Raw genomic sequence first — 20,965 nt, 5'->3', positions numbered from 1 at the left:
GGAAACAGACGGAGGACCCATGTCCCAGGCCTATATCTTTGACGCCATCCGAACGCCCCGAGGCCGGGGCAAGGCGGGGGGCGGGCTGCACGAAGTCGATCCGATCTCTCTGGTCGCCAGGCTATTGAACGCGCTCGAGGCGCGGCACGCGCTGGACACCGGGCTGGTCGATGACGTCGTTCTGGGCTGTGCGCAGCCGCGCCAGGAACAGGGCGGCGACATCGCCCGGACGGCGGTGCTCATGGCGGGCTGGAACAGCCGCGTGCCGGGCACCCAGATCAACCGCTATTGCGGCTCTGCCATCGAATCCCTGGCCATCGCGGCGCAAAAGGTGATGTCGGGCTGGGAACGCCTCGTGCTGGCGGGGGGCGTCGAAAGCATGTCCCGCGTGCGGATGGGCGGGGCGCCGGGCGCGAGCGACACGTTGCCCGACCTGTCCTTCAAGCTGCGCCAGTTGCCGACCGGCGTGGCCGCCGACCTGATCGCCAGCCTCGACGGGCTGACCCGGGCCGATGTGGATGCCTATGCGCTGCAGTCGCACCAACGGGCGGCGCAGGCGCAGGCCGAGGGGCGGTTCGACCGGTCGATCGTGCCCGTGACGGACGAGAGCGGGCTTGTCATCCTGGACCGCGACGAAACGGTGCGCCCCGACACCTCGCTCGACAAGCTGGCGGCGCTGGCGCCGTCGTTCGAGCAGATGGGCAAGATGGGTTTCGATGCCGTGGCCCTGTCGCGCTATCCGCAGGTCGCCGCGATCAACCACATCCACACCAGCGGCAACTCCTCGGGCGTGGTGGACGGCGCCTCGCTGGTCATGGTCGGCTCGCGCGAGATGGGCGAAAAGCTGGGCCTGACGCCCCGCGCGCGGGTCGTGTCGGCGGCTGCCATCGGGGATGAGCCGACCATCATGCTCTCGGCTCCCGCGCCGTCGACCGAACTGGCGCTGTCCCGGGCTGGCATGACGCTGTCGGACGTCGATCTTTTCGAAGTGAACGAGGCGTTTTCCTCGGTCGTCCTGCGCTTTGCCGAGGCCACCGGCGTGGACATGGACCGGATCAACGTGAACGGCGGGGCCATCGCCCTGGGCCACCCGCTTGGCGCGACCGGCGGGATGCTGGTCGGCACGCTGCTCGACGAACTGGAACGCGCCGACAAGCAGGTCGGCGTGGTGACCGCCTGTGTCATGGGCGGCATGGGCTCCGCATTGGTTTTGGAAAGGGTCTGACAGATGAACAGGGAAACACAGCCGGATGTCATCCGATATGACCGCGCCGGCGACGGTATCGTCACGCTGACGCTCGACAACCCCGGCAGATCGGCCAACATGATGAACACGGCTTTCCGCACGTCGCTCGAGCACTGCATCGACCGGCTCGAGGCCGAGCGCGACACCATCAAGGGCGTTATCGTCACCTCGGCCAAAGAGACGTTCCTGGCCGGCGGTGACCTGAGCGCCATCCTGGCGCTTGCGCCGGGTGATGCCGCCGAAAGCTTTCGTCGCGCCGAAGACACCAAGGCGCTGCTCCGGCGGCTCGAGCTGCTGGGCCGGCCCGTGGCCGCCGTGATCAACGGCACCGCATTGGGCGGCGGGATGGAGCTGTGCCTGGCCTGTCACGCCCGCTTTTGCGTGGATGCCAAGGGCGTCAGGCTAGGCCTGCCCGAGACGACCCTCGGCCTGATCCCGGCGGCGGGTGGCATCGTTCGGCTGGTGCGCATGATCGGGTTGCAGGCGGCCGTGCCGCTGATCGTGGAGGGCAAGACCATGGCTCCGGCAAAGGCGCTTTCTCTGGGGCTTTTGACAGATACGGCAAGGGGCACCGACACCGCGCTGCAAATGGCCCGCGACTGGATCGGGTCCGACCCGGAGCTGGCCAAGCCGTGGGACCGCAAGGGCTACAGCCTGCCCGGCAGCACCGAGGCCTATGTCGCGGATTCGCTCTATCTGCGCACGGCCCCGACCCTTCTCATGAAGAAATCGCGCGGGCGCTACCCGGCGCAAGAGGCCGCGATGCGCGCCGCGATCGAAGGGGCGAGCGTGGATTTCGCCTCGGCCTCGAGGATCGAAAGCCGCCATTTCGCCGCCGTCGCCACCGGCCCCGTGGCCAAAAACATGATCACGACGCTGTTTTTCCACATGCAGGAGGCGAATTCCGGCAAGGCGCGGCCCGAGGGTATCGCCCCGCGCCGTGTGTCCCGCCTTGGCGTGCTAGGCGCGGGCATGATGGGGCGCGGTATCGCGCTTGCCGCCGCTTCGCGCGGGATCGACAGCGTGCTCAAGGATGTCACGACCGAGGCGGCGACCAAGGGCAAAGACCAGCTGCGCGCACAGCTTGACACGCAAATTGACCGGGGTCGGATGAGCCGCGACCGGGCCGACGCGGCGCTGGATCGGATCACCCCCACGGGTGCGGCGACCGACCTTGCCGGCTGCGAGCTGATCATCGAGGCGGTGTTCGAGGATCGCGCGCTCAAATCCACCGTCACCCGGGAGGCCGAACCGATGCTGGCCCCGGGCGGAATCCTCGCCTCCAACACATCGACCCTGCCGATCACCGGGCTGGCCGAGGCGGCGACGCGGCCCGATGCCTTCATCGGACTGCATTTCTTTTCGCCGGTGGACCGGATGCCGCTGGTCGAGATCATCAAGGGGCGCGAGACAAGCGCCGAGACCCTGGCAGGTGCGCTCGATTTCGTGCAGCAGATCGGCAAGACCCCCATCGTGGTGAACGACAGCCGGGGCTTTTTCACCAGCCGCGTCTTCGGCACCTACACCCGCGAAGGGGCGCAGATGGTCGAGGACGGCGTCTCGCCCGCCGTGGTCGAGAATGTCGCGGCGGATGCCGGGCTGCCGGTCGGGCCGCTGACCGTTCTGGATCAGGTGTCGCTCATCCTCACCAATTCCGCGCGGCAACAGGCGCTGCGCGACGCGGAAGCCGAGGGCAAGACCCTGCCCCCCGCCGCCGGCTACGACATCGTCGCGAAGATGGTCGAGCTTGGCCGCAAGGGGCGCGCCGCCGGCGGCGGGTTCTACGATTACGGCGCGGACGGGACCAAGACGTTCTGGCCCGGCCTTGCCACACATTTCAACGCGGGCGACACGCAGATCGACACCCGGGACGTCGAAGACCGCCTGCTTTACATCCAGGCCATCGAGGCGATCCGCATCTTCGAGGAAGGGGTGGTGGAAACCGTGCGGGATGCGAATGTCGGGTCAATACTGGGGATCGGCTATCCGCGCTGGACCGGCGGCGTTTTGCAATTCGTCAACATGGTCGGCACGGCGGAATTCGCGGCCCGTGCCGATGCTCTGGCCGACACCTATGGCGAACGGTTCCGCCCGCCCGCGCTGCTGCGCGACAAGGCCGTCCGGAACGAGGCCTTTATCTAGGCCCGTCCAAGGGGCCGTTCGGAAAGAAACGATGCGCGCCCAGGGTGGCGCGTGTCGGAACAGGTCGGCGTTGCCTAGTGATGCGAGCGATGCAGAATGGCCTCGTGGATTGTGTCCAGATGGGCGCTCAGCACCGCGATCGCGCCCTCGGCGTCACGATCCCGCAGCAATTGCAGCAGCTGTTCGCGGGTCTTGACCACCTCGATGGGAATGCGAATGCCGGCCTCGCGCACGAAGCGCCGCACGACTTCCGAGATCGGCGCGACGATCAGCGTATACATCGGGTTCTTCGTCGATTGCGCGATGATCGTGTAGAAGTCCTTGGTCGATTCCATCTGCAACTCGAGATCGTTCGTCTCGACAGCCGCGCGGGTCGTGTTGATGTTCTTTTCGAGAAGCTCGAAATCGCTCGCATCGGCATTTTCGCAGGCCAGCCGCAGGATCACGTTCATCAGCTCGACCCGGGCTTCGGTAACATGCTGCAGGCTGATCTGCTTCAGCGCCATCATGTCGCTGATCGACCGGCTGACGTTCGATCCATCCCCTTCAAGGATAAAGGCCCCGCCGCTTGCGCCTTGCTGCAGTTCAAGGATGCTGGCGCTTTCCAGAATCCTGAGGGCCTCACGGACGGAATTCCGGGACACCCCAAACTGCACCGCCAATTCGCGGTCAGACGGAAGCTTGTCGCCTGGTTGAAGGACTCCGGTTTCGATTTGCCGCCGGATCTGATCGGAAATCGCCTCGAAGGTGCGAATGCTTTTGACGGGCTTGAACACTGTGATCACAGGCCTCTTGTTGCTTTGCCCCAAACTAATGCCTCCGCGATGGAATGGGAACCTGTCCGCAAGCGCTGACGGGTCCGAAGCAGGCCGGACGTTGAGACGCAGCTCAACAGATGATATCAATGGTTCAACCATTGATATAACGCGCCGAATCTGAGAGATTGCAGATTACCGACGCAGTCCCGGCCAGAGCCGGACGCATAACCAGCCTTGGGAGGGGCGGTCATGATGGCGATCTTGTTCAAGACGATCGATTGGAATGGATCACCCGTGCAGAAGGCGACCGCCTTCCATGGAACGGCCGGAAGGTGACCGCTCATGGCATATGCAACCACACTGGCCGCGCAGCCCTTCCCTGACATTTATCCGGCGAAGCAGACTTTGCGGCTGACTGCCAAGCGTACGGCGGCGGAGGGGATCGTCGCCTTCGAATTTTCGAGCCTCGATGGCGCGCCCCTGCCCCCCTTTGGCGCCGGGGATCACATCATGATCGATCTTGGCCCGCAGATGTCGCGTGCCTATTCGCTTTGTAACGATCCCGCCGAGACGCATCGTTACGTGATTGCCGTGCTGAAAGAGCCCGATGGCAAGGGCGGCTCGGTCGCCATGCATGCGCTTGATGAGGGGGCGGAGGTTGCCGTGAGCCTTCCGCGCAACAATTTCGCGCTGGTGTTGGGTGCCAAGCGGCACATCCTGCTGGCCGGAGGCATCGGGATCACGCCGCTTCTGTCGATGGCCCATGCGCTGTCGCGCCATAAGGCCGATTTCGTGTTGCATTACGGTGTGCGTGACCTGTCCCGGATGGCGTTGCGCGACCTGATCCAGGCCGGCCCTTTTGCCGATCAATGCATGCTTCACGTGGACGGCCATGCGGACTATCCCGCCTATGACATTCCCCAGATTCTGGCGGAGCCCAACCCTGACACGCATGTCTACGTCTGTGGCCCCACCCCCTTTATCGACCATGTGGCGACGGTCGCGAAGGCCAATGGATGGGACCCGGACCAGATCCATTGGGAATACTTTGTCGCGCCCGAAACTGACGACCCCGCCGAGAAAGTCAGCTTCGAGATCGAGCTGGTTCCCGGCGGAGAGATCGTGACCGTAGGTCCCGAGGAATCGGTTGTGGAGGCTCTGGAGCGCGAAGGGATCTTCGTTCTGACCTCCTGCGCGGAAGGCGTCTGCGGCACCTGCCTGCTGGAGCTTGTCGAGGGCGAGCCGGACCACCGCGATCATTACCTCTCCGACGCCGACAAGGCCCGCGGAGATTGCTTCATGGGCTGCGTGTCGCGCGCGGCCGGGGGCCGCCTCAGGATCAAGCTCTGAAGGCTGACCATAGTATCAAGGAGGAGACTATCATGGATACCGCACGGCTAGATCAGGCCCTGGTGAGCCACGACCTCTATGCCAATCCCGAAAAGGCCTATGAGGTGTTTCGCCAGCTGCATGCCGAAGACCCGCTGCACTGGACAGACCCCAAGGGGCATCACCCGTTCTGGGCGGTGACCAAGCGCGCCGACCTGGCCGAGGTCGGCCGCCGGAACGATGTGTTCCTGAGCAGCGTTCAGGCCTTTCTTCAAGATGATGAGGAAATGGCCCTCACCATGGCGGCATCCGGGAAAAAGACCGCGCCAATCCGCACCATCATCACCATGGACGGCGACGAGCACAAAGCCTATCGCGGCATTCTTCAGGGCTATTTCATGCCCGCAAACATCCGGACCAGGCTGCCACAACTGCAGGATTGCGCGCGCAAGCTGGTCGACAAGATGGAAGCCCTGGGCGGCGAATGCGATTTCGTCAAAGACATCGCGGTCTACTACCCCTTGCTCTTCATCACGACGCTGATGGATCTGCCCGAGGAAGATCACGACAAGATCCTCCGCCTGACCATGCGTCTCATGGCGCCGAAGGATGAACAGGCCGGTGAAGGGGCCAGCATCGCGGCGGCGTCCAAGGAATTCGGGGCCTATTTCGCGGGCGTCGTGGCCGACCGCCGTGCCAATCCGACCGAGGATCTGGCCTCGCTTATCGCGAATGCCGAGGTGAATGGCGAACCCATCGGGGTGATGGAGGCGGTGTCCTATTACATCGTGCTGGCCACCGCCGGGCATGACACGACCAGCTCTACCCTCTCCTGCGGTATCCACCAGTTGCTCAAGCACCCCGACCAGTTTGCCGAACTTCGGGCCAACCCCATGGCCGTCCCGCTTGCGGTTGAAGAGATGTTCCGTTTTGCCTCGCCGGTGAAACAATTCGTGCGTACAGCGGCGCAGGATTACGAGTTGCGCGGCAAGACGATCCGGGAAGGCGACGCGCTCGCGCTCTTCTTCCACTTCGCGAACTTCGACCCGGAGGTCTATGAAGATCCCTATGCTTTCCGGATCAACCGGGCACCGAACCGTCACATCGCCTTTGGCATGGGTGCGCACAGCTGCCTTGGCCAGCATCTGGCCCGTCTCGTCATCCCGACCTTCCTGACGGAATTCAATGAGCGGGTTGAAAGCATCGAACTGGCCGGGGACCCCAAGTGTGTCGCCTCCAACCGCATCTCCGGGCTGTCGAGCCTTCCAGTGCGGTATCGCTTCCGCCAGAAGGCCGCCGCGTGATGGGCGTGCAGGACAGCATTCAGGCGACCCCGGCGATGACTATTGCCGGGCGGGCGGTCAACGGCACCGATCGGTTTGATGTCTTCGACCCCTCGACCGGCAAGGTGCTGGCAACGGCACCGAATGCATCACCCGCAGACCTTGACGCCGCCATCGACGCGGCGCGCGACGCAGGGCCCGCATGGACGGCCACGCCCTGGCAAGACCGCCAGACGGTGCTTCAGCACATGGCCGGGGTCCTTGTGCAGAACAAGGACGAACTGGCCCGCTTGCTGGTGATGGAACAGGGCCGCCCGCTTGAGGCGGCTTTGCGCGAAATCATGATCTCGGCCTATTGGTTTTCGGAAACCGCGAAGCTGCGGATCGACGATGATGTGATTTCGGATGACGCTTCGGGGATGACCGTCGTGCGCCACCTGCCGCTTGGGGTAGTGGGCGCGCTGGTCCCCTGGAATTACCCGGTCGTCCTGGCCGTGTGGAAGATCGCGCCGGCGCTGCTTGCGGGCAATACCATGGTGCTCAAACCCTCGCCCTTCGCGCCGCTGACGACGCTGCGGATGGTCGAGCTGATGCGCGAGGTGGTGCCGGCCGGTGTCCTGAATGCCATCAGCGGCGATCACGACCTTGGTCCGCGCATGACCTCTCATCCGGGGCTCGACAAGATCTCGTTCACAGGTTCGACGGACACCGGCAAGGCGGTCATGCGCAGCGCCGCCGACGGCCTGGTCCGGCTGACGCTGGAACTGGGCGGCAACGACGCAGCCATCGTTCTGGACGATGCCGATCTGGACACGACCGCGCCGGCGCTGTTCTGGGGGGCCTTCATCAACAGCGGGCAGATCTGCATCGCGGCCAAGCGCATCTACGTGCACGACAGCATCTATGACGTCTTTGCCCAAAGGTTCGCCGATCTGGCCCGCAGCGTGAAGATGGGTCCGGGGCTGGAAGAAGGCGTCCAGCTTGGGCCCGTCCAGAACGCGCGGCAATACGAGCGGGTCTGCGACCTGCTGCAGGATTGCAAGGATCAGGGATATACCATCCTCGCCGGCGGCGCTCTGCCCGGGGGCGAGGGTTGGTTCGTGCCCGCCACCGTGATCGACAACCCGCCGGACGACGCGCGTATCGTGCGCGAGGAGCCCTTCGGCCCCGTCGTCCCGCTGCTGAAATTCAGCGCCGAGGACGAGGTCGTGGCCCGTGCCAACGCCACCGATTTCGGCCTTGCCGGGTCGGTCTGGACACGGGACGAGGCGCGCGGCCGGGCGCTGGCGCGGCGCCTGCGGACGGGCACGGTCTGGATCAACACCATCCAGAAGCCCTCGCCTCATGCCCCGATGAGCGGACACAAGTCGTCGGGTTTCGGGGTCGAGAACGGCATCGAAGGCCTGCGCGCCTACACCATCACGCAAACCATCGCTCTGGAACGAAGCGCCTGATCGAGGGCCAGCAAAACCATGCTCACATTGAAAGACAAAACCGCGCTCGTGACGGGCGCCGCCAGCGGGATCGGGCGCGACGCCGCCCTGACACTGGCGCGGCAGGGTGTCGAAATCTATGCCGCCGATATCGACACGGCAGGCGGCCAGAAAACGGTCGACGAGATTGCGGCCTGCGGCGGCACGGCCCATCTGGTGACCCTCGACGTGACCAGTGCAGAGGCTTGGGCCGAGGCGGTGAAGACCATCGCCGAGACCTCGGGCCAGTTGCATGTGCTGATCAACAGCGCCGGGATCATGATCACCCAGACCATCGAGGCCTGCACGCTCGAGACCTACCAGAGGCAGCAGAAGATCAACGTGGAAAGCGTCTGGATCGGGTGCAAGACGGCGCTGGACCTGATGACCGAAACGGCGGCCCGGGATGGCACGGCGTCGATCATCAACCTGTCCTCAACGCTGGGTCTGGTCGGCGGGCGCATGTTCTCGGCCTATTGCGCCTCGAAAGGGGCGGTGCGCCTGATGTCCAAGGCGCTGGCGGTCGAGCTGGGCCCGCGCCAGATCCGCGTCAATTCCGTGCACCCGACGCTGGTGAACACGTCGCTCGGGCTTGGCGCGATGCAGGACCTTGTCGATGGCGGCGTGCCGCTGCCCAGCAAGGAGGCGATGATCGACGTGGTCAAGATGCAGACCCCGCTGGGCCGCTATGCCGAACCGGACGATATCGCCCATGCCATCGCCTTTCTCGCGTCGGATGGAAGCAGATACATCACCGGCACGGAACTGGTCGTCGACGGCGGCATAACCGCGGCCTGACCTCGAATGACCCGGCGTGTCTGCGGCATGCCGGGTTCGCAAGACCCCGACCAGGTTGGACCTCCCTCCTCCCGGATAGCGACCCCGAGACGGCGCGGACCGAACCGGTCCTTCGCCTGTCGGACACCCCGGTCGCCCAACCTGGTCGGGGCACCGCCGCAGACCCATTCCGGCGACGTCCTTTCGATATCTCGCACGTCTTGAGCAAGTGGGCCTCTGTCATTGATCTAATGGTCAGTCCATTATACAATACCAACCAATGAAGCTTCGTGAGCCCGCAATGACCCAGCCCCCGCAACCCGTGCCAACGCAGGAAACGCAGCCCTTCTGGGATGCGGCGCGGGATGGCCGTGTCGTCTTGTGGCGCTGCGATGATTGCGGGCGACTCGCGCATCCGCAGGCGCCGCGATGTCCGGACTGCCTGTCCGAAAGCCTGCGGGCGCGGCCCTATGCGGGCCGCGTCCTTCTCAAGGGCAGGACCGTGCTCACCGTCCCGGCGTTCGAAGGCCAGGCCGTGCCGGCCCCCGTGGCCGAATGCGTGATCGAGGATGAGCCGCGCATCACCCTCATTGCGCAGGACCCCGAGGATCTGACCCGCACGCTTGCACCCGGCGCGCCCGTGACGCTGAGCTTCACCGCACCGGGCGGTGGCGTGCCTCTCGCCACGATCGGGGGCGCGGCATGAGCGTTGCGATCATCGGCTTCGGCACATCCCATCTGGTCAAGTCCAGCCCCCGCGGCATCGCGGCCTTCGCGCTGGACGCGGCCGTGGCGGCCCTGTCGGACGCGCGGCTGGCGCGGGACGAGATCGACGGCTATGTCGGCGCCCCCTTTGCCACCAACGCAGGCTCGCCCCATGCCGAAGCGGGCGACGAAATCTCGCTCAAGACCATGGCCGGGCTGATGGGCCTGACCCTGACCTGGGGGGCCGATCTCTATCGCCGCTATCCGACCGACATGGTGACGGCGGCGGCCCATTCCCTGATCGCCGGGACCAGCCGCTATGTTCTGGGCCTGCGCGCCATGTATGCGCTGCCCGGCGGCGGCTATGGCACCGGCGCGGCGCACGCGGCCTACGGGTCGCAGCAATTCACCCGCCCCTACGGGTTCGACACGCTCGGCGCGCGGTTCGCGAGCCGGGCCTGGGCCTACATGGCGCGCCACGGGCTGACGCGCGAGGATCTTTTCGCAGTTGTCGACCTGTCGCGCCGGAACGCCGCTGACAACCCCGATGCGCTGTGGCGCGACAAGCCGCTGGATCGCGCCGCCTACATGAACGCCCGCATGATCGCCGAGCCGCATTGCCTGTTCGATTGCGACATGCCGGTCTGCGGCGCGCAGGCCTTTGTCATGTGCCGGGGCGACGACGTGCCCGCAGGCGCCGCCCCCGCCTGGGTCACCGGGTGGAGCGGCTTCGGCAAGCCCGATGCCCTGTGGGACATGAGCGGGCGAGGCCCGGGCGATCTGACCTCGGCCCAGCTTTACGACGGCTTTTCGTCGATGGTCTGGGACTGGCTCGACGGCTTCGGGATCACGGCGTCCGGCAAGGCCGCTGCCTTTATCCGCGACGGCCATGGCGCGCGGGACGGCAAGCTGCCCCTCAACACCTTCGGCGGCGCGCTTGGCGAAGGGCGGCTGCACGGCATGGGCCACCTGCGCGAGGCCTACCTGCAAGCCACCGGCCGGGCCGGGCCTCGTCTGGTGCGCCCGGGCCCTGCCCTCGTGCAGGTCGGGCCGTTCGACGACGCGTCCTTCGTCCTGCTCGAACCGGACCGCCCCAGAGCGGCGCAATGACAAAGGAACAACGATGAAAGTGCGCGACTATCTTGCCATCCCCTACATCCTCGAAGCGCAGGCGGTCGAGATCAACGGCACCTGGACGCGCCGGCTCCGGTATCCGGAACTGGGCGACTTCGAGGCCCGGCACGACGACGTGGAACAGGCGCTTCTTGAAGTGGAACGCCTGCGGATCAAGGAAATCCTGCGCCGGCTGCGCGCAGGCGACACGCCCCCCATCCCCCGGCCGCCGCTCGAGACGACCGACCAGGGCTGGTGGGCCAGGTTTCTAGGCATCGGCGATCTGGTCGAGGGCGTCATCGACAGCCCGGCCAGCGACCTGGCCGGCACGGAAAAGATCGGCCGCCACTGAGCGGCCCGAACACGAACATGACGTATAACAAGGAGACCCAACATGTTGTCGCACGAAGATAACGAGACGCTCGTCCGGGTTGGCCCGGGCACGACGATGGGCGACATGATGCGGCTGTACTGGCTGCCGTTCATGGCCTCTGCCGACCTTGAAAAGGACGGCCAGCCGCAGACGGTCAAGATCCTGGACGAAACCCTGATCGCCTTCCGCGACAGCGAAGGGCGCGTGGGCCTTGTTGACCACATCTGCCCGCACCGGGGCGCGCCGCTGGTCTTTGGCCGGAACGAGGATTGCGGGCTGCGCTGCGTCTATCACGGCTGGAAATTCGACGTGGACGGCAACGTGTCTGACATGCCGGCCGAGCCGCCGCGCTCGCGCCTGAAAGACCGGGTCAAGATCAAGTCCTACCCCTGCGTGGAACGCGGCGGTGTGGTGTGGACCTACATGGGCACCGAGCCCGAGGAAAGCCGCCCGCCGCTGCCGTCCTTCGAATGGAACATGGTGCCCGAAGAGAACGTGGTCGTGACCTTCCGGGTGCAGGAATGCAACTGGCTGCAGGCGCTCGAGGGCGAGATCGACTCGGCCCATGCGCCGATCCTGCATGGCCGGATCGACGATGGCGGCTCGATCAACCAATGGGTGGCCAAGCGCGACCTGCGCCCGACCTTCGAATGCATGCGGCAGGATTTCGGCATGTCCATCGCGTCGCGCCGGGTGCTGGACGACGACACGCTCTACTGGCGCGTGAACCAGTTCGTGATGCCCTTCTACAGCCTCGTGCCGCCGCAATCGAACGAGTTCTACGAGCTGTCGGGCCATGCCTGGGTGCCGATCGACGACGAGAACACGCTGTGCATCATGTTCTCCTACCGCCCGGACGAGCCGCTGCATCCGAAGTCGCGCAAGGTCTTCCTCGAGGGCCACGGCGGCCGCGAAACCGGGCACCCCAGCCGCGAAGGCTTTGACGATCAGGGCGCGCAGGTGCCGTTCGGCCGCTATATCAGCAAGTATCGCCGCGACACCGGCTGGCTGTTCGACAACGAGGCGCAGAAGACCACCTGGTTCTCGGGCCTGCCGGGGCTCTGGGTGCAGGACGCCGCCTGCCAGTCGGGCGTGCTGCGGGTCTATGACCGCACACGCGAACATCTGTGCACCTCGGACACGGGCATCGCGATGACGCGGCGGATGCTGCTGGAAACCGCGCATGCCTTTGCCGAAAGCGGCAAGAAGCCCGACCGGTTCGATGACCCCGACCTCTATCTGGTGCGGGCCGTGTCGCTGAAGCTGCCCAAGGACCAGCCCTGGGCCGACGCCGGCAAGGCGCCCATGACCGCCAAGGTCGGCGAAGGGCTTGGCTACGAGCTATGACAGCGGCGAAACAAGCATTGAGCGGCGTCCGTGTGCTGGAGCTCTCCGCACTGGCGGGCGCTGTGGCCGGGCGCGTTCTGGCCGACCTCGGCGCCGAGGTGATCAAGGTCGAACCGGAGGGGGGCGAGGCCTTCCGCCGGTCCGAGCCGACCGTTCCGACGTCCCTTGGCGAGGAAAGCGGCGCCTGGCTTGCCTTCAACCACGGCAAGAAAAGCGTGACTCTCGACGTGGACACGGACGCGGGGCTGGACACCTTTGCCCGGCTTTGCGCCACGGCCGACATCGTCGTGACCGACTGGGAACGCCTGAGCATTGCGCAGATGGACCGGCTGGGCACCGCCGCGCGGGCCGCGAACCCGGCGCTGGTCTGGACCGAGATCCTGCCCTTCGGCCGCGGCGCGCCCTATCAGGATTACGCCGCGACGGACACCACGCTGCAGGCGCTTGGCGGGCACCTCTACCTCAACGGCGACGTGGATCGCCCGCCGGTGCGCATCTCGCTGCCCGTGGGCCTGATCCAGGGCGGGGCCGAGGCGGCTTCGGCCGCGCTCATGGCCTATTACCACAGCCTGAAGACCGGCGAGGGCCAGCGCGTCGACATCTCGGTGCAGGAGTGCATCGTCTGGACGCTGCTCAATTCGACGATGGCCTGGCAGATCCTGGGCCTGAACGAAATGCGCGGCGGGGCGATCCGCAAGGAACGGGCGAACCGTTTCTTCACGCGCCTCGTCTGGGAAACGCAGGACGGTTACATCTTTTTCGGTCCCGTGGGTGGCGGCGGCGGTGCGGCGCGCATCAAGTCCTACGAGGCGCTCGTCAACTGGATGAACGAGGACGGGTTCAACGACCCGATCCTGACCAAGAACGACTGGAACGGCGACGGCCAGTTCTTCATCTCGCAAGACGATTACGACGCGGTGACAGCCGTGATCATGGCGTTCATCAAGACCAAGACCACCGAAGAGCTGATGGAGCGCGCGGTGCGCGAGCGCATCCTGCTCGCCCCGATCTCGTCGGTCGCCGGGGTGTTCGAGAACCGCCAGTTCCGCGCCCGTGGGCTGTTCCGCAAGCTCGACGATCCCGCGCGCGGGCTCTCGGTCGAACTGCCGTCGCATTGGGCGAACCTGTCCGCAACACCCCTGGCCGACCCGCACCCGGCCCCCGCGCCCGGCGCGGACACGGACGCGATCCTTGCCATGGAACCAGAAGGAAGCCTGACATGAGCCTCGACGGCGCCTCCCCTCTCGACTGCAAGACCGGGATCTTCGCGGGCCTCAAGGTGGCCGATTTCACCTGGGCCGCCGCCGGTCCCATCGCCACCAAGCAGCTGTCCGACAATGGCGCGACCGTGGTCAAGATCGAAAGCTTCAAGCACCCCGATTCGATCCGCCTGGGCGGGCCGTTCATCGACGACAAGCCGGGGATCAACCGCTCGGGCTTTTTCGCGGATTTCCATTCGTCCAAGCTTGGCATCGCCGTCGACATGAGCAACCCCGAGGCGATCGAGATCATCCGGCCCCTGATCGAATGGGCCGACGTGGTAGCCGAAAGCTTCCGCCCCGGCGTGATGAAGAAATGGGGGCTGGATTATGAAAGCCTCAAGGCGATCAACCCCTCGGTCGTCATGCTGTCCTCCTCGCTATACGGGGCCGACGGCCCCTGGTCGCGTCATCCCGGTTACGGCGCGCAGGGTCAGGCGCTGGCGGGCGTCCACGGCATGACCGGCTGGCCCGACCGCGCACCGGCGATGCCCAAGGGTGCCTATTCCGACAGCGTCTCGCCCCGCTACGCGCTGAGCGCGCTGGTCGCCGCCCTGATCCACCGCGAAAAGACCGGCGAGGGCCAGCATGTGGAACTGAGCCAGGTCGAGGCGACGACCCAGCTGCTGGCCCCCGAGCTGCTGATCTACCAGGCCACCGGCGAAGAGATCACGCGCCAGGGCAGCCGCAAGGCCGGGTCCATCGTGCACGGCGTCTTTCCTTGCGAAGGCGAGGAACGCTGGATCGCGCTGGAAGCCGTGACCGAAGACCAGTGGTCGGCGCTGAGCGCCGTCCTGGACCGGGCCGACGCCCTTGCCGCCGCACGTGCCGAAGGACCGGATGCGCTTGAGGCCTCCGTGGCCGAGGCGACTGCGCCCTGGGATGCCTTCGCGCTGATGGCCGCCTGCCGCGAGGCGGGCGTCCCTGCGGGTGTGGCGAACAAGGCATCCGATCTTCTGGAGGACGACGTCTTTGCCGCGCGGGACCATTTCTGGCCGCTGCACCACGAAGAGATGGGAACGCTCAAGTACAACGGCCCGGCCTATCGTTTCGAGCGCACGCCAAGCGATCTGCGCTTCGCCTCGCCCCGGCTGGGCGAACATACGGACCAGGTCATGGCCGGGATCCTCGGCTACGACGACGCCCGGATCGCCGAACTCAGGGAGAGGGGTCTTCTGGGATGAGCAAGGGAGCAGACATTCCGGTCCGCGTGCGCCAGATGCGTTACGAGGCCGACACGATCCTGTCGGTCGAGTTCGAAACCCTCGACGGGCGCGATCTGCCGCTGGCGGCGCCGGGCGCCCATGTGGACGTGGCCCTGGGAAAGGACATTCGCCGCAGTTACAGCCTGACCCGCGAGATCACGGGCGGGCCGACCTGCACGGTGGCGATCCACCGCGACCCGAACAGCAAGGGCGGCTCGGCCTATGTCCACCAGACCCTGAGGGTGGGCGACAAGACGGTCATCTCGCGGCCCAAGAACAACTTCCCGCTCGACGAGAGCGCCGAGCTGTCGGTGCTGATCGCGGGCGGGATCGGGGTGACGCCGATCCTGTGCATGATCCGGCGGCTGACCGCGAACGGGCGGGCGTGGAAACTGCATTACGCCGCGCGCAGCCGCTCGGCCGCAGCCTTCCGCGCCGAGCTCGAGGCGCTGGAAGAGGCGAGCGCGGGCAAGGGCAAGGTCCATTACCACCTCGACGACGAACAGAACGGGGCGTTGGTGGACATCGCGGGCATCCTCACCGCCAATTCCACCGCGCATTTCTATTGCTGCGGGCCCGAGCCGATGCTGGCCGCCTATGAAAAGGCGGCCCGGGATGTTCCGCGCGCACAGGTCCATGTCGAGTATTTCTCGTCCAGCGAAGAGGTCGCCCGCGATGGCGGGTTCGAAGTCGTGCTGGACAGGTCGGGCAAGACCATCGTGGTCGAGCCGGGTCAGACCATCCTCGACGCGCTGATCGCGGCCGACGTTCACGTGTCGTTTGCCTGTGCCGAAGGCACCTGCGGGACCTGCGAGACGGGCGTCATCGAGGGGCGCCCGGATCACCGCGACGTCATCCTGTCGGACGAGGAACGCGCCGAGGGCAAGACGATGATGATCTGCTGCTCGGGGTCCAAAAGCGCGCGGCTGGTGCTGGACCTCTAGCGCCCTGCGCCGCGCATGAGCCGCGACACGGTGGGCGTCACGCGCCCCCGTGCACCGAAACGACGGTGCCGTTGGTATAGCCAGAGCGCGGCGAGGCGAGGAACGCGACCGCATCGGCCACCTCCCGCGGCGTGGCGGCCCGGCCATAGGGCAGGCCCGCCGTCAGCCCTGCCGCGCGCCCTTCGTCTCCCAACTCGGCCGCCGCGCGGGACCTGAGAAACACCTGCATCCGCTCGGTCGCGACCAATCCGGGGTTCAGCCCCACGATCCGCCCGCCCATCCCGGCGAATTGCCTGGCATAGGCGCGGGTGAAGGCCACGAGCGCGGCATTGCCGACTGCCCCGCAGATGTAATCGGGGCTCAGCGTCTCGGCCCCCGCCCCGATCACGTTGACGATGACCCCGCCGCGCGCAGCGATCCGCGGGGCCAGGGCGCGGGTGAGGTTGATGTAGCCAAAGACCTTGAGGTCCCAGGCCGCGCGCCATGTCCCTTCGTCGATAGTCGCAAGGTCGCCCGGGGGGATGGCCCCTGCATTGTTCACGAGAATATCCAGAGGGCCCTTGTGGGCGGCAACCAGATCGACACCCTCGCGGCTGGCGAGGTCGGCGGCGATGATGTCGGGCGTGACGCCGGTATCCTCGGAGATCTGCGCGGCGGCTGCGGCGAGCCTGCCGGCATCCCGCGCAACCAGCGTGACCTGCGCGCCCTCCTGCGCCAGCGTCCGGGCGACGGCCAGGCCTATGCCCTTGCTGGCACCGGTGACCAGCGCGTTCAGTCCCGCCAGGTTCAGGTCCATCGGCTCTCCCTTCCGGTTCCTGTCGCACGGGTCGGTGTCCCCGCCACGCGCAAAGCTGTTCTAGGCCAGAGGTGGGTTCATCGACAGAACCGTCTCGATTGGCAGGCGGGTCGAGGCACAGACCGTCAGGTCCTCGGCCAGGGTCCCGAACCCCACCAGGACGATCACCGCGTGCGCATCGTCGAGACAGATGGTCCTGCGCAGCGCCTTGTCCGTGGCGACATCGACCGACCAGTTCAGCATGCAGGTGCCCAGACCCTCGGCATGCAGGGCGTGGACAAAGCTCATGGCAAAGAGCCCGCCGTCGATCCATGCCTGATACCTCTCGCCCGAATGTTCCCAATGCCGCAGATCGCTCGTGATGACGGCGATCCCGCCCAGCTCGTGCCCGAAGGTGCGGTTCCCGGCCTGATGGGCGCGCACGCGGTCGATCAAGGCTCGCTCGGTCCAGACATGCAGGTGGCAGGTCTGGCGGTTGCAGCTCGAGGGCGTGTATTGCGCCGCCTCGGCCGCGCGCCGGATCTTGTCTTGCGGCACCGGGTCCGCGCCGAAACGGCGCAGCGAATGGCGCGATCTGGCAAAGGCAAGGTAGTCGAATGCGGTGTCCCGGGCGATCTCGGCCGGGTTCAGATGGGTGACCCCGGCGGGTCCCGTGGGTTCATGGGTGCCTTGATCGCCAAGGAGGTGCGCCACCGCATCCGGCACGTCACCTGCGTTGAAGTCGGTCCAGACCCGTAGGGTGTCACGCCCGATGCCACCGGCGTCGGTGGCCTGCCCGCCGCCCTGCAGATCCCCCGCCAGCCGGACGGCCCGCGCCCGGCCAAAGCCCGGTTGCGCCGCCCGCAGGGCCATGCCGTATTCGAGGAAATGCGCATCCGCCAACATCCGGGCGTCACGGCTGGCCTCCGACCGGGCGCGGTGCAGCCATGCGTGCCGCCGAAACCGCCGCGCGTCATAGATCACGCCCCGCCAGAACCGGGACTCGCGTCGCAGCGCCTGCCAGAGCCGCGCCAGCGGGCCTGCAGGCGTCGAGACCGCGCGGCCCGCCTCGGCCTTTGGCGCCGGGCGGGTCATGGGGCCACGTCCGGCTTTGGCTTGAGCGGCTCGAGGACGTCGGCGTTGCCCTCTCCCAGCTCGGGGATGTCGGGCCGCACCCGGGCGTCGGTGGCAGACATGCGGAACGGCGGGTTCGGGACTTGAAACGCCCCGGCCCCGTCCCGGACCGTGCCCATCACACCGCGTTCCTGCGTCGCCGGGTCTGCCATGACCTCGGCCACCTCGCGATAGCGGGCGCAGGGCACGCCGGCCTCCAGCAGCAACCGTTCGCAGGTCTCGGCCGGCTTGTCGGCGGCCCAAGCTTCCACATGGACCATGAGGTCTTCCCAGTTAGCCTCGCGCCTCGCCGCGGTGGCAAAACGCGGGTCGGTGCCCCAGTCAGGATGTCCGAACAGCGAAAGCATGCCCCCGAAATTCTTGTCCGACAGCGGCACGACCATGATGAACCCGTCCGCCGCCTGGACCGGCGTATAAACATGCCGCGTCCGGTTTTGCGGGAACTGGGCCTCCTGGCATTCATAGACCATCATCGACATGAGGCTGTCCAGAAGCGCGACATCCACCATCTGCCCCCGCCCGGTGTGCACGCGGGCCAGCAGGGCGGTCTGGATGGCCCCCCAGGCATAGACGCCCGCCAGAATGTCGGCATAGAACATGCCCGTCGGCGCGGGCCGCTCCAGCCCGGGCTGATAGGACATCAGCGCCATGTCGAGCCCGGCCGTCGCATGGATCATCGGCGCATAGGCGGGGCGGGACGCCGCCGTGCCCGTCTGCCCGAAGCCCGAGATCGCGCAATAGACCAGCCGCGGATTGCGGGCCGACAACGTGTCCCAGTCGAGCCCGAGGCGCGCCATCACGCCGGGCCGGAAATTCTCGACCAGCACGTCGGCAGTCTCGACAAGGCGCAGCGCGTCCTGCCGTCCCGCCTCGGTGCGCAGGTCCAGAACGACGCTGCGCTTGCCGGCGTTCAGGGTGCCGAAATAGCTGGAATGCCCGTCACGCAGCGGGGGACGCCGTCGCATGGCGTCCCCCTCCGTGGGCTCGATCTTGATGACCTCGGCGCCGATATCTGCCATGAGCCGGGTGCAGAAGGGCCCCGCCATCACCTGCGAAAAATCGACAACCCGGATCGGTTTCGGCCCCTCCGCCATCAGTCCTTAAGCATCGCGCGGGCGATGATCAGGCGCTGGATCTGGTTCGTGCCTTCGTAGATCTGGCAGACCTTGGCGTCGCGCATGTAGCGTTCGACCGGGTGATCCTGCAGGTAGCCTGCCCCGCCGAACACCTGAACCGCGTCGGTCGTGACCTTCATCGCCATGTCCGAGGCGAAGGTCTTGATCATCGACGAATACATCGGAACCTTGGGGTGCGTCGGGTCACGATCGATGAAGGCGGTAACCTTGTAGAGCAGCGCCCGCGCCGCCTCGATCTGGATCGCCATGTCGGCCAGCATGGCCTGAACCAGCTGGAAGTTGGCGATCGGCTGGCCGAATTGCACGCGGTCCTTGGCATAGGCCATGGCGGCGTCCAGCGCGCCCTGCGCGATGCCCACCGAGGCCGCGCCCACGGTCGGACGGTTCAGGTTCAGCACGCCCATGGCGTTCTTGAAGCCCTGACCTTCTGCGCCCACCAGGTTCTCGGCCGGCACGCGGACGTTTTCGAAGAACAGGTCGCAGTTCTTGATCCCGCGCAGGCCCATCTTTTTCGGGCTGCCGCCGATCTTGACGCCGGGGCTGTCCATCGGAACGATGAAGGACGAGATGCCATCGTGGCCCTTGCCTTCGGAGGTGCGGCCGAAGAGCAGGATGTATTTGGCCTGGTCCGCCTTGGTGATGAACACCTTCTGCCCGTTGATGACGTAATCGTCGCCGTCGCGCTTGGCGGTGGTCTTGATGCCCGACACGTCCGAGCCGGTGTGCGGTTCGGTCAGGCCGATGCAGGTCAGCGTGCGGCCCTCGGCGATCTCGGGCAGGTATTTCTTCCGCTGCGCATCGGTGCCGTAATGGGTCAGCGGCAGCGCCATCGCGATCGAGGTCGCCCCTACCAGGTGCGACACGGCGAAGGAGGCGCGCGAGACCTCTTCCTTGGCGATGCAGGCCATCGTCAGCGTGCCGCCCGGCCCGCCGTATTCCTCGGGCACCATGATCTGGATCAGCCCCAGGTCCCCGAAGATGGGGACAAGCGAGTGTGGCATGTGGTCTTCCTGATCGATCTTCGCCGCGATCGGCGCGACCTCTTTCTCGACCATCCGGCGGATGGTGTCGCGAAACATGATCAGGTCTTCATCGTAGTCGGTTGCGTCGAGCATGGTAGGTCCTCCGGTCACTTCCCGGAAAGAATTAAAGGTCCTACCATTAAATGTCAATCCATTATGACCGGTCCCACAACCCCGTGTGCACGCGGTCCAGATGGGCGCGCAGCTCTTCTTTGGCCTCGTCGAACCGGCCGGCGCGCAGATGTTCGACAAAGCTCCGGCGCGAATTCAAAAGCACTTCGGGCGCCATGTCCCCGATTCGGAATTGCAGGAAGGTCTGGGTCAGCTCGGTCTGCGCATCCGTCGTGTAGACCAGCGCGGTGTTGCCCGTCAGCTCGGCGATCTGGTGGTAGAAATCGCGCGCCACCGCCACGCGCCGGGCGGAATCGCGGGCGGTCACGGCCTCTTCCGTCTCGGCCAGGTTGGCGTCGAGCGCGGTCAGGTCGGGAATCTGCCCCCTGCGCTTGATCTGATCGAGGATCATCTCGAGCAGGAGTGTGCGTGCCTCGAACAGGTCGGACAGCTTGATTGCATTGAGCATAATAAGGTCGCTCAGCACCTGGCTCATCTGCGTCGCGCTGCCTTCGGACACGAAGGCGCCTCCATAGGCGCCCTTCTTGGTCACCACCAGCCCGGCGTTTTCGAGAATGCGCAGCGCCTCGCGCACCACGTTGCGGCTGACGTCGAGCTGCTTGGCCAGTTCCCGTTCCGGCGGCAGCTTGTCACCGGGCTGAAGCTCGCCGCGCATCATCTTGTCGCGCACGACCTGCACCACCACCTCGAAGTTTCGATTCTGTTTCACCGGTTCGAAAACGGGCGGCTCGGTTCGTTTGGCGGGCGCGGTCATCAGGGTCTTCCAATCTGGATTCGGGACGGCCCGGGATGCGGCGCGGCGTGAAAAGGCAT

Annotated in this window: 19 protein-coding genes; 13 read left to right on the top strand and 6 right to left on the bottom strand. The window is 66.2% G+C overall.

Features of this window, described 5'->3' with window-relative positions:
- Positions 1-19 precede the first annotated feature (19 nt).
- Entirely contained in the window at positions 20-1,225 is a 1,206-nt protein-coding gene (locus tag BLQ77_RS24850) for an acetyl-CoA C-acetyltransferase (RefSeq protein WP_089963696.1), read from the top strand.
- 3 nt (positions 1,226-1,228) lie between these two features.
- On the top strand, positions 1,229-3,388 hold the full coding sequence (locus BLQ77_RS24845) for a 3-hydroxyacyl-CoA dehydrogenase NAD-binding domain-containing protein (RefSeq protein ID WP_089963694.1): 2,160 nt from the start codon (positions 1,229-1,231) through the stop codon (positions 3,386-3,388).
- A 74-nt stretch (positions 3,389-3,462) separates the two neighbouring features.
- Here BLQ77_RS24845 and BLQ77_RS24840 read toward each other — a convergent pair whose 3' ends face one another.
- Complete coding sequence (locus tag BLQ77_RS24840; protein ID WP_165617204.1) at positions 3,463-4,173, bottom strand: FadR/GntR family transcriptional regulator; 711 nt, start codon at positions 4,171-4,173, stop codon at positions 3,463-3,465.
- A 315-nt stretch (positions 4,174-4,488) separates the two neighbouring features.
- On the opposite strand from BLQ77_RS24840, the gene BLQ77_RS24835 reads away from it, so the two are divergent.
- The 11 genes from BLQ77_RS24835 to BLQ77_RS24785 all read left to right on the top strand — a co-directional run bounded on the left by BLQ77_RS24835 (position 4,489) and on the right by BLQ77_RS24785 (position 15,953).
- Positions 4,489-5,496, top strand: coding sequence for a PDR/VanB family oxidoreductase (locus tag BLQ77_RS24835; protein WP_089963692.1), 1,008 nt, complete (start codon positions 4,489-4,491; stop codon positions 5,494-5,496).
- Positions 5,497-5,528: 32 nt separating this feature from the next.
- Positions 5,529-6,779: a cytochrome P450 gene (locus BLQ77_RS24830; RefSeq protein WP_089963690.1), complete on the top strand. Its 1,251-nt coding sequence runs from the start codon at positions 5,529-5,531 to the stop codon at positions 6,777-6,779.
- On the top strand, positions 6,779-8,212 hold the full coding sequence (locus BLQ77_RS24825) for an aldehyde dehydrogenase family protein (RefSeq protein ID WP_089963687.1): 1,434 nt from the start codon (positions 6,779-6,781) through the stop codon (positions 8,210-8,212). The genes BLQ77_RS24830 and BLQ77_RS24825 overlap by 1 nt, the downstream gene beginning before the upstream one ends.
- 27 nt (positions 8,213-8,239) lie before the next feature.
- Positions 8,240-9,028 (top strand): SDR family NAD(P)-dependent oxidoreductase, encoded by a 789-nt coding sequence (locus tag BLQ77_RS24820; protein WP_207545890.1) that lies wholly within the window; start codon positions 8,240-8,242, stop codon positions 9,026-9,028.
- A 280-nt stretch (positions 9,029-9,308) separates the two neighbouring features.
- The gene (locus BLQ77_RS24815; RefSeq protein ID WP_165617203.1) at positions 9,309-9,713 is read left to right on the top strand and encodes a Zn-ribbon domain-containing OB-fold protein; all 405 of its coding nucleotides are present in this window, start codon (positions 9,309-9,311) and stop codon (positions 9,711-9,713) included.
- Positions 9,710-10,822, top strand: coding sequence for a thiolase C-terminal domain-containing protein (locus BLQ77_RS24810; RefSeq protein WP_089963679.1), 1,113 nt, complete (start codon positions 9,710-9,712; stop codon positions 10,820-10,822). The genes BLQ77_RS24815 and BLQ77_RS24810 overlap by 4 nt, the downstream gene beginning before the upstream one ends.
- A 13-nt stretch (positions 10,823-10,835) precedes the next feature.
- Positions 10,836-11,177: a hypothetical protein gene (locus tag BLQ77_RS24805; protein ID WP_089963676.1), complete on the top strand. Its 342-nt coding sequence runs from the start codon at positions 10,836-10,838 to the stop codon at positions 11,175-11,177.
- 42 nt (positions 11,178-11,219) lie between these two features.
- Entirely contained in the window at positions 11,220-12,545 is a 1,326-nt protein-coding gene (locus BLQ77_RS24800; protein WP_089963673.1) for a Rieske 2Fe-2S domain-containing protein, read from the top strand.
- 17 nt (positions 12,546-12,562) lie between these two features.
- Complete coding sequence (locus BLQ77_RS24795) at positions 12,563-13,768, top strand: CaiB/BaiF CoA transferase family protein (protein WP_165617202.1); 1,206 nt, start codon at positions 12,563-12,565, stop codon at positions 13,766-13,768.
- A complete protein-coding gene (locus tag BLQ77_RS24790) occupies positions 13,765-14,988 on the top strand; it encodes a CaiB/BaiF CoA transferase family protein (RefSeq protein WP_089963669.1) in 1,224 nt (407 codons plus the stop codon). Before BLQ77_RS24795 ends, BLQ77_RS24790 begins: the two co-directional genes overlap by 4 nt.
- Positions 14,985-15,953 (top strand): PDR/VanB family oxidoreductase, encoded by a 969-nt coding sequence (locus BLQ77_RS24785; RefSeq protein ID WP_089963667.1) that lies wholly within the window; start codon positions 14,985-14,987, stop codon positions 15,951-15,953. The genes BLQ77_RS24790 and BLQ77_RS24785 overlap by 4 nt, the downstream gene beginning before the upstream one ends.
- Before the next feature lie 37 nt (positions 15,954-15,990).
- Here BLQ77_RS24785 and BLQ77_RS24780 read toward each other — a convergent pair whose 3' ends face one another.
- The 5 genes from BLQ77_RS24780 to BLQ77_RS24760 form a co-directional block, all read right to left on the bottom strand.
- Complete coding sequence (locus BLQ77_RS24780) at positions 15,991-16,749, bottom strand: short-chain dehydrogenase/reductase (protein WP_089963665.1); 759 nt, start codon at positions 16,747-16,749, stop codon at positions 15,991-15,993.
- 60 nt (positions 16,750-16,809) lie between these two features.
- Positions 16,810-17,823, bottom strand: a complete 1,014-nt coding sequence (locus BLQ77_RS24775) for a nitroreductase family protein (RefSeq protein WP_089963663.1) — start codon at positions 17,821-17,823, stop codon at positions 16,810-16,812.
- Positions 17,820-18,956, bottom strand: a complete 1,137-nt coding sequence (locus BLQ77_RS24770) for a CaiB/BaiF CoA transferase family protein (protein WP_089963662.1) — start codon at positions 18,954-18,956, stop codon at positions 17,820-17,822. The genes BLQ77_RS24775 and BLQ77_RS24770 overlap by 4 nt, the downstream gene beginning before the upstream one ends.
- On the bottom strand, positions 18,956-20,113 hold the full coding sequence (locus tag BLQ77_RS24765; protein ID WP_089963659.1) for an acyl-CoA dehydrogenase family protein: 1,158 nt from the start codon (positions 20,111-20,113) through the stop codon (positions 18,956-18,958). The genes BLQ77_RS24770 and BLQ77_RS24765 overlap by 1 nt, the downstream gene beginning before the upstream one ends.
- Before the next feature lie 61 nt (positions 20,114-20,174).
- Positions 20,175-20,906, bottom strand: a complete 732-nt coding sequence (locus tag BLQ77_RS24760; protein WP_165617201.1) for a FadR/GntR family transcriptional regulator — start codon at positions 20,904-20,906, stop codon at positions 20,175-20,177.
- Positions 20,907-20,965: the final 59 nt, after the last annotated feature.

The organism is Salipiger thiooxidans, from assembly GCF_900102075.1.
GTDB classification, from domain to species: Bacteria; Pseudomonadota; Alphaproteobacteria; order Rhodobacterales; family Rhodobacteraceae; genus Salipiger; species Salipiger thiooxidans.
This window is presented reverse-complemented; position numbering and strand designations above follow the sequence as displayed.

Bases quoted from the DNA above. Each gene is read 5' to 3' on its own strand.
- BLQ77_RS24850 (WP_089963696.1), top strand. From the start codon at position 20: ATGTCCCAGGCCTATATCTTTGACGCCATCCGAACGCCCCGAGGCCGG.
- BLQ77_RS24845 (WP_089963694.1), top strand. From the start codon at position 1,229: ATGAACAGGGAAACACAGCCGGATGTCATCCGATATGACCGCGCCGGC.
- BLQ77_RS24835 (WP_089963692.1), top strand. From the start codon at position 4,489: ATGGCATATGCAACCACACTGGCCGCGCAGCCCTTCCCTGACATTTAT.
- BLQ77_RS24830 (WP_089963690.1), top strand. From the start codon at position 5,529: ATGGATACCGCACGGCTAGATCAGGCCCTGGTGAGCCACGACCTCTAT.
- BLQ77_RS24825 (WP_089963687.1), top strand. From the start codon at position 6,779: ATGGGCGTGCAGGACAGCATTCAGGCGACCCCGGCGATGACTATTGCC.
- BLQ77_RS24815 (WP_165617203.1), top strand. From the start codon at position 9,309: ATGACCCAGCCCCCGCAACCCGTGCCAACGCAGGAAACGCAGCCCTTC.
- BLQ77_RS24810 (WP_089963679.1), top strand. From the start codon at position 9,710: ATGAGCGTTGCGATCATCGGCTTCGGCACATCCCATCTGGTCAAGTCC.
- BLQ77_RS24805 (WP_089963676.1), top strand. From the start codon at position 10,836: ATGAAAGTGCGCGACTATCTTGCCATCCCCTACATCCTCGAAGCGCAG.
- BLQ77_RS24800 (WP_089963673.1), top strand. From the start codon at position 11,220: ATGTTGTCGCACGAAGATAACGAGACGCTCGTCCGGGTTGGCCCGGGC.
- BLQ77_RS24790 (WP_089963669.1), top strand. From the start codon at position 13,765: ATGAGCCTCGACGGCGCCTCCCCTCTCGACTGCAAGACCGGGATCTTC.
- BLQ77_RS24785 (WP_089963667.1), top strand. From the start codon at position 14,985: ATGAGCAAGGGAGCAGACATTCCGGTCCGCGTGCGCCAGATGCGTTAC.
- BLQ77_RS24780 (WP_089963665.1), bottom strand. From the start codon at position 16,749: ATGGACCTGAACCTGGCGGGACTGAACGCGCTGGTCACCGGTGCCAGC.
- BLQ77_RS24775 (WP_089963663.1), bottom strand. From the start codon at position 17,823: ATGACCCGCCCGGCGCCAAAGGCCGAGGCGGGCCGCGCGGTCTCGACG.
- BLQ77_RS24770 (WP_089963662.1), bottom strand. From the start codon at position 18,956: ATGGCGGAGGGGCCGAAACCGATCCGGGTTGTCGATTTTTCGCAGGTG.
- BLQ77_RS24765 (WP_089963659.1), bottom strand. From the start codon at position 20,113: ATGCTCGACGCAACCGACTACGATGAAGACCTGATCATGTTTCGCGAC.
- BLQ77_RS24760 (WP_165617201.1), bottom strand. From the start codon at position 20,906: ATGACCGCGCCCGCCAAACGAACCGAGCCGCCCGTTTTCGAACCGGTG.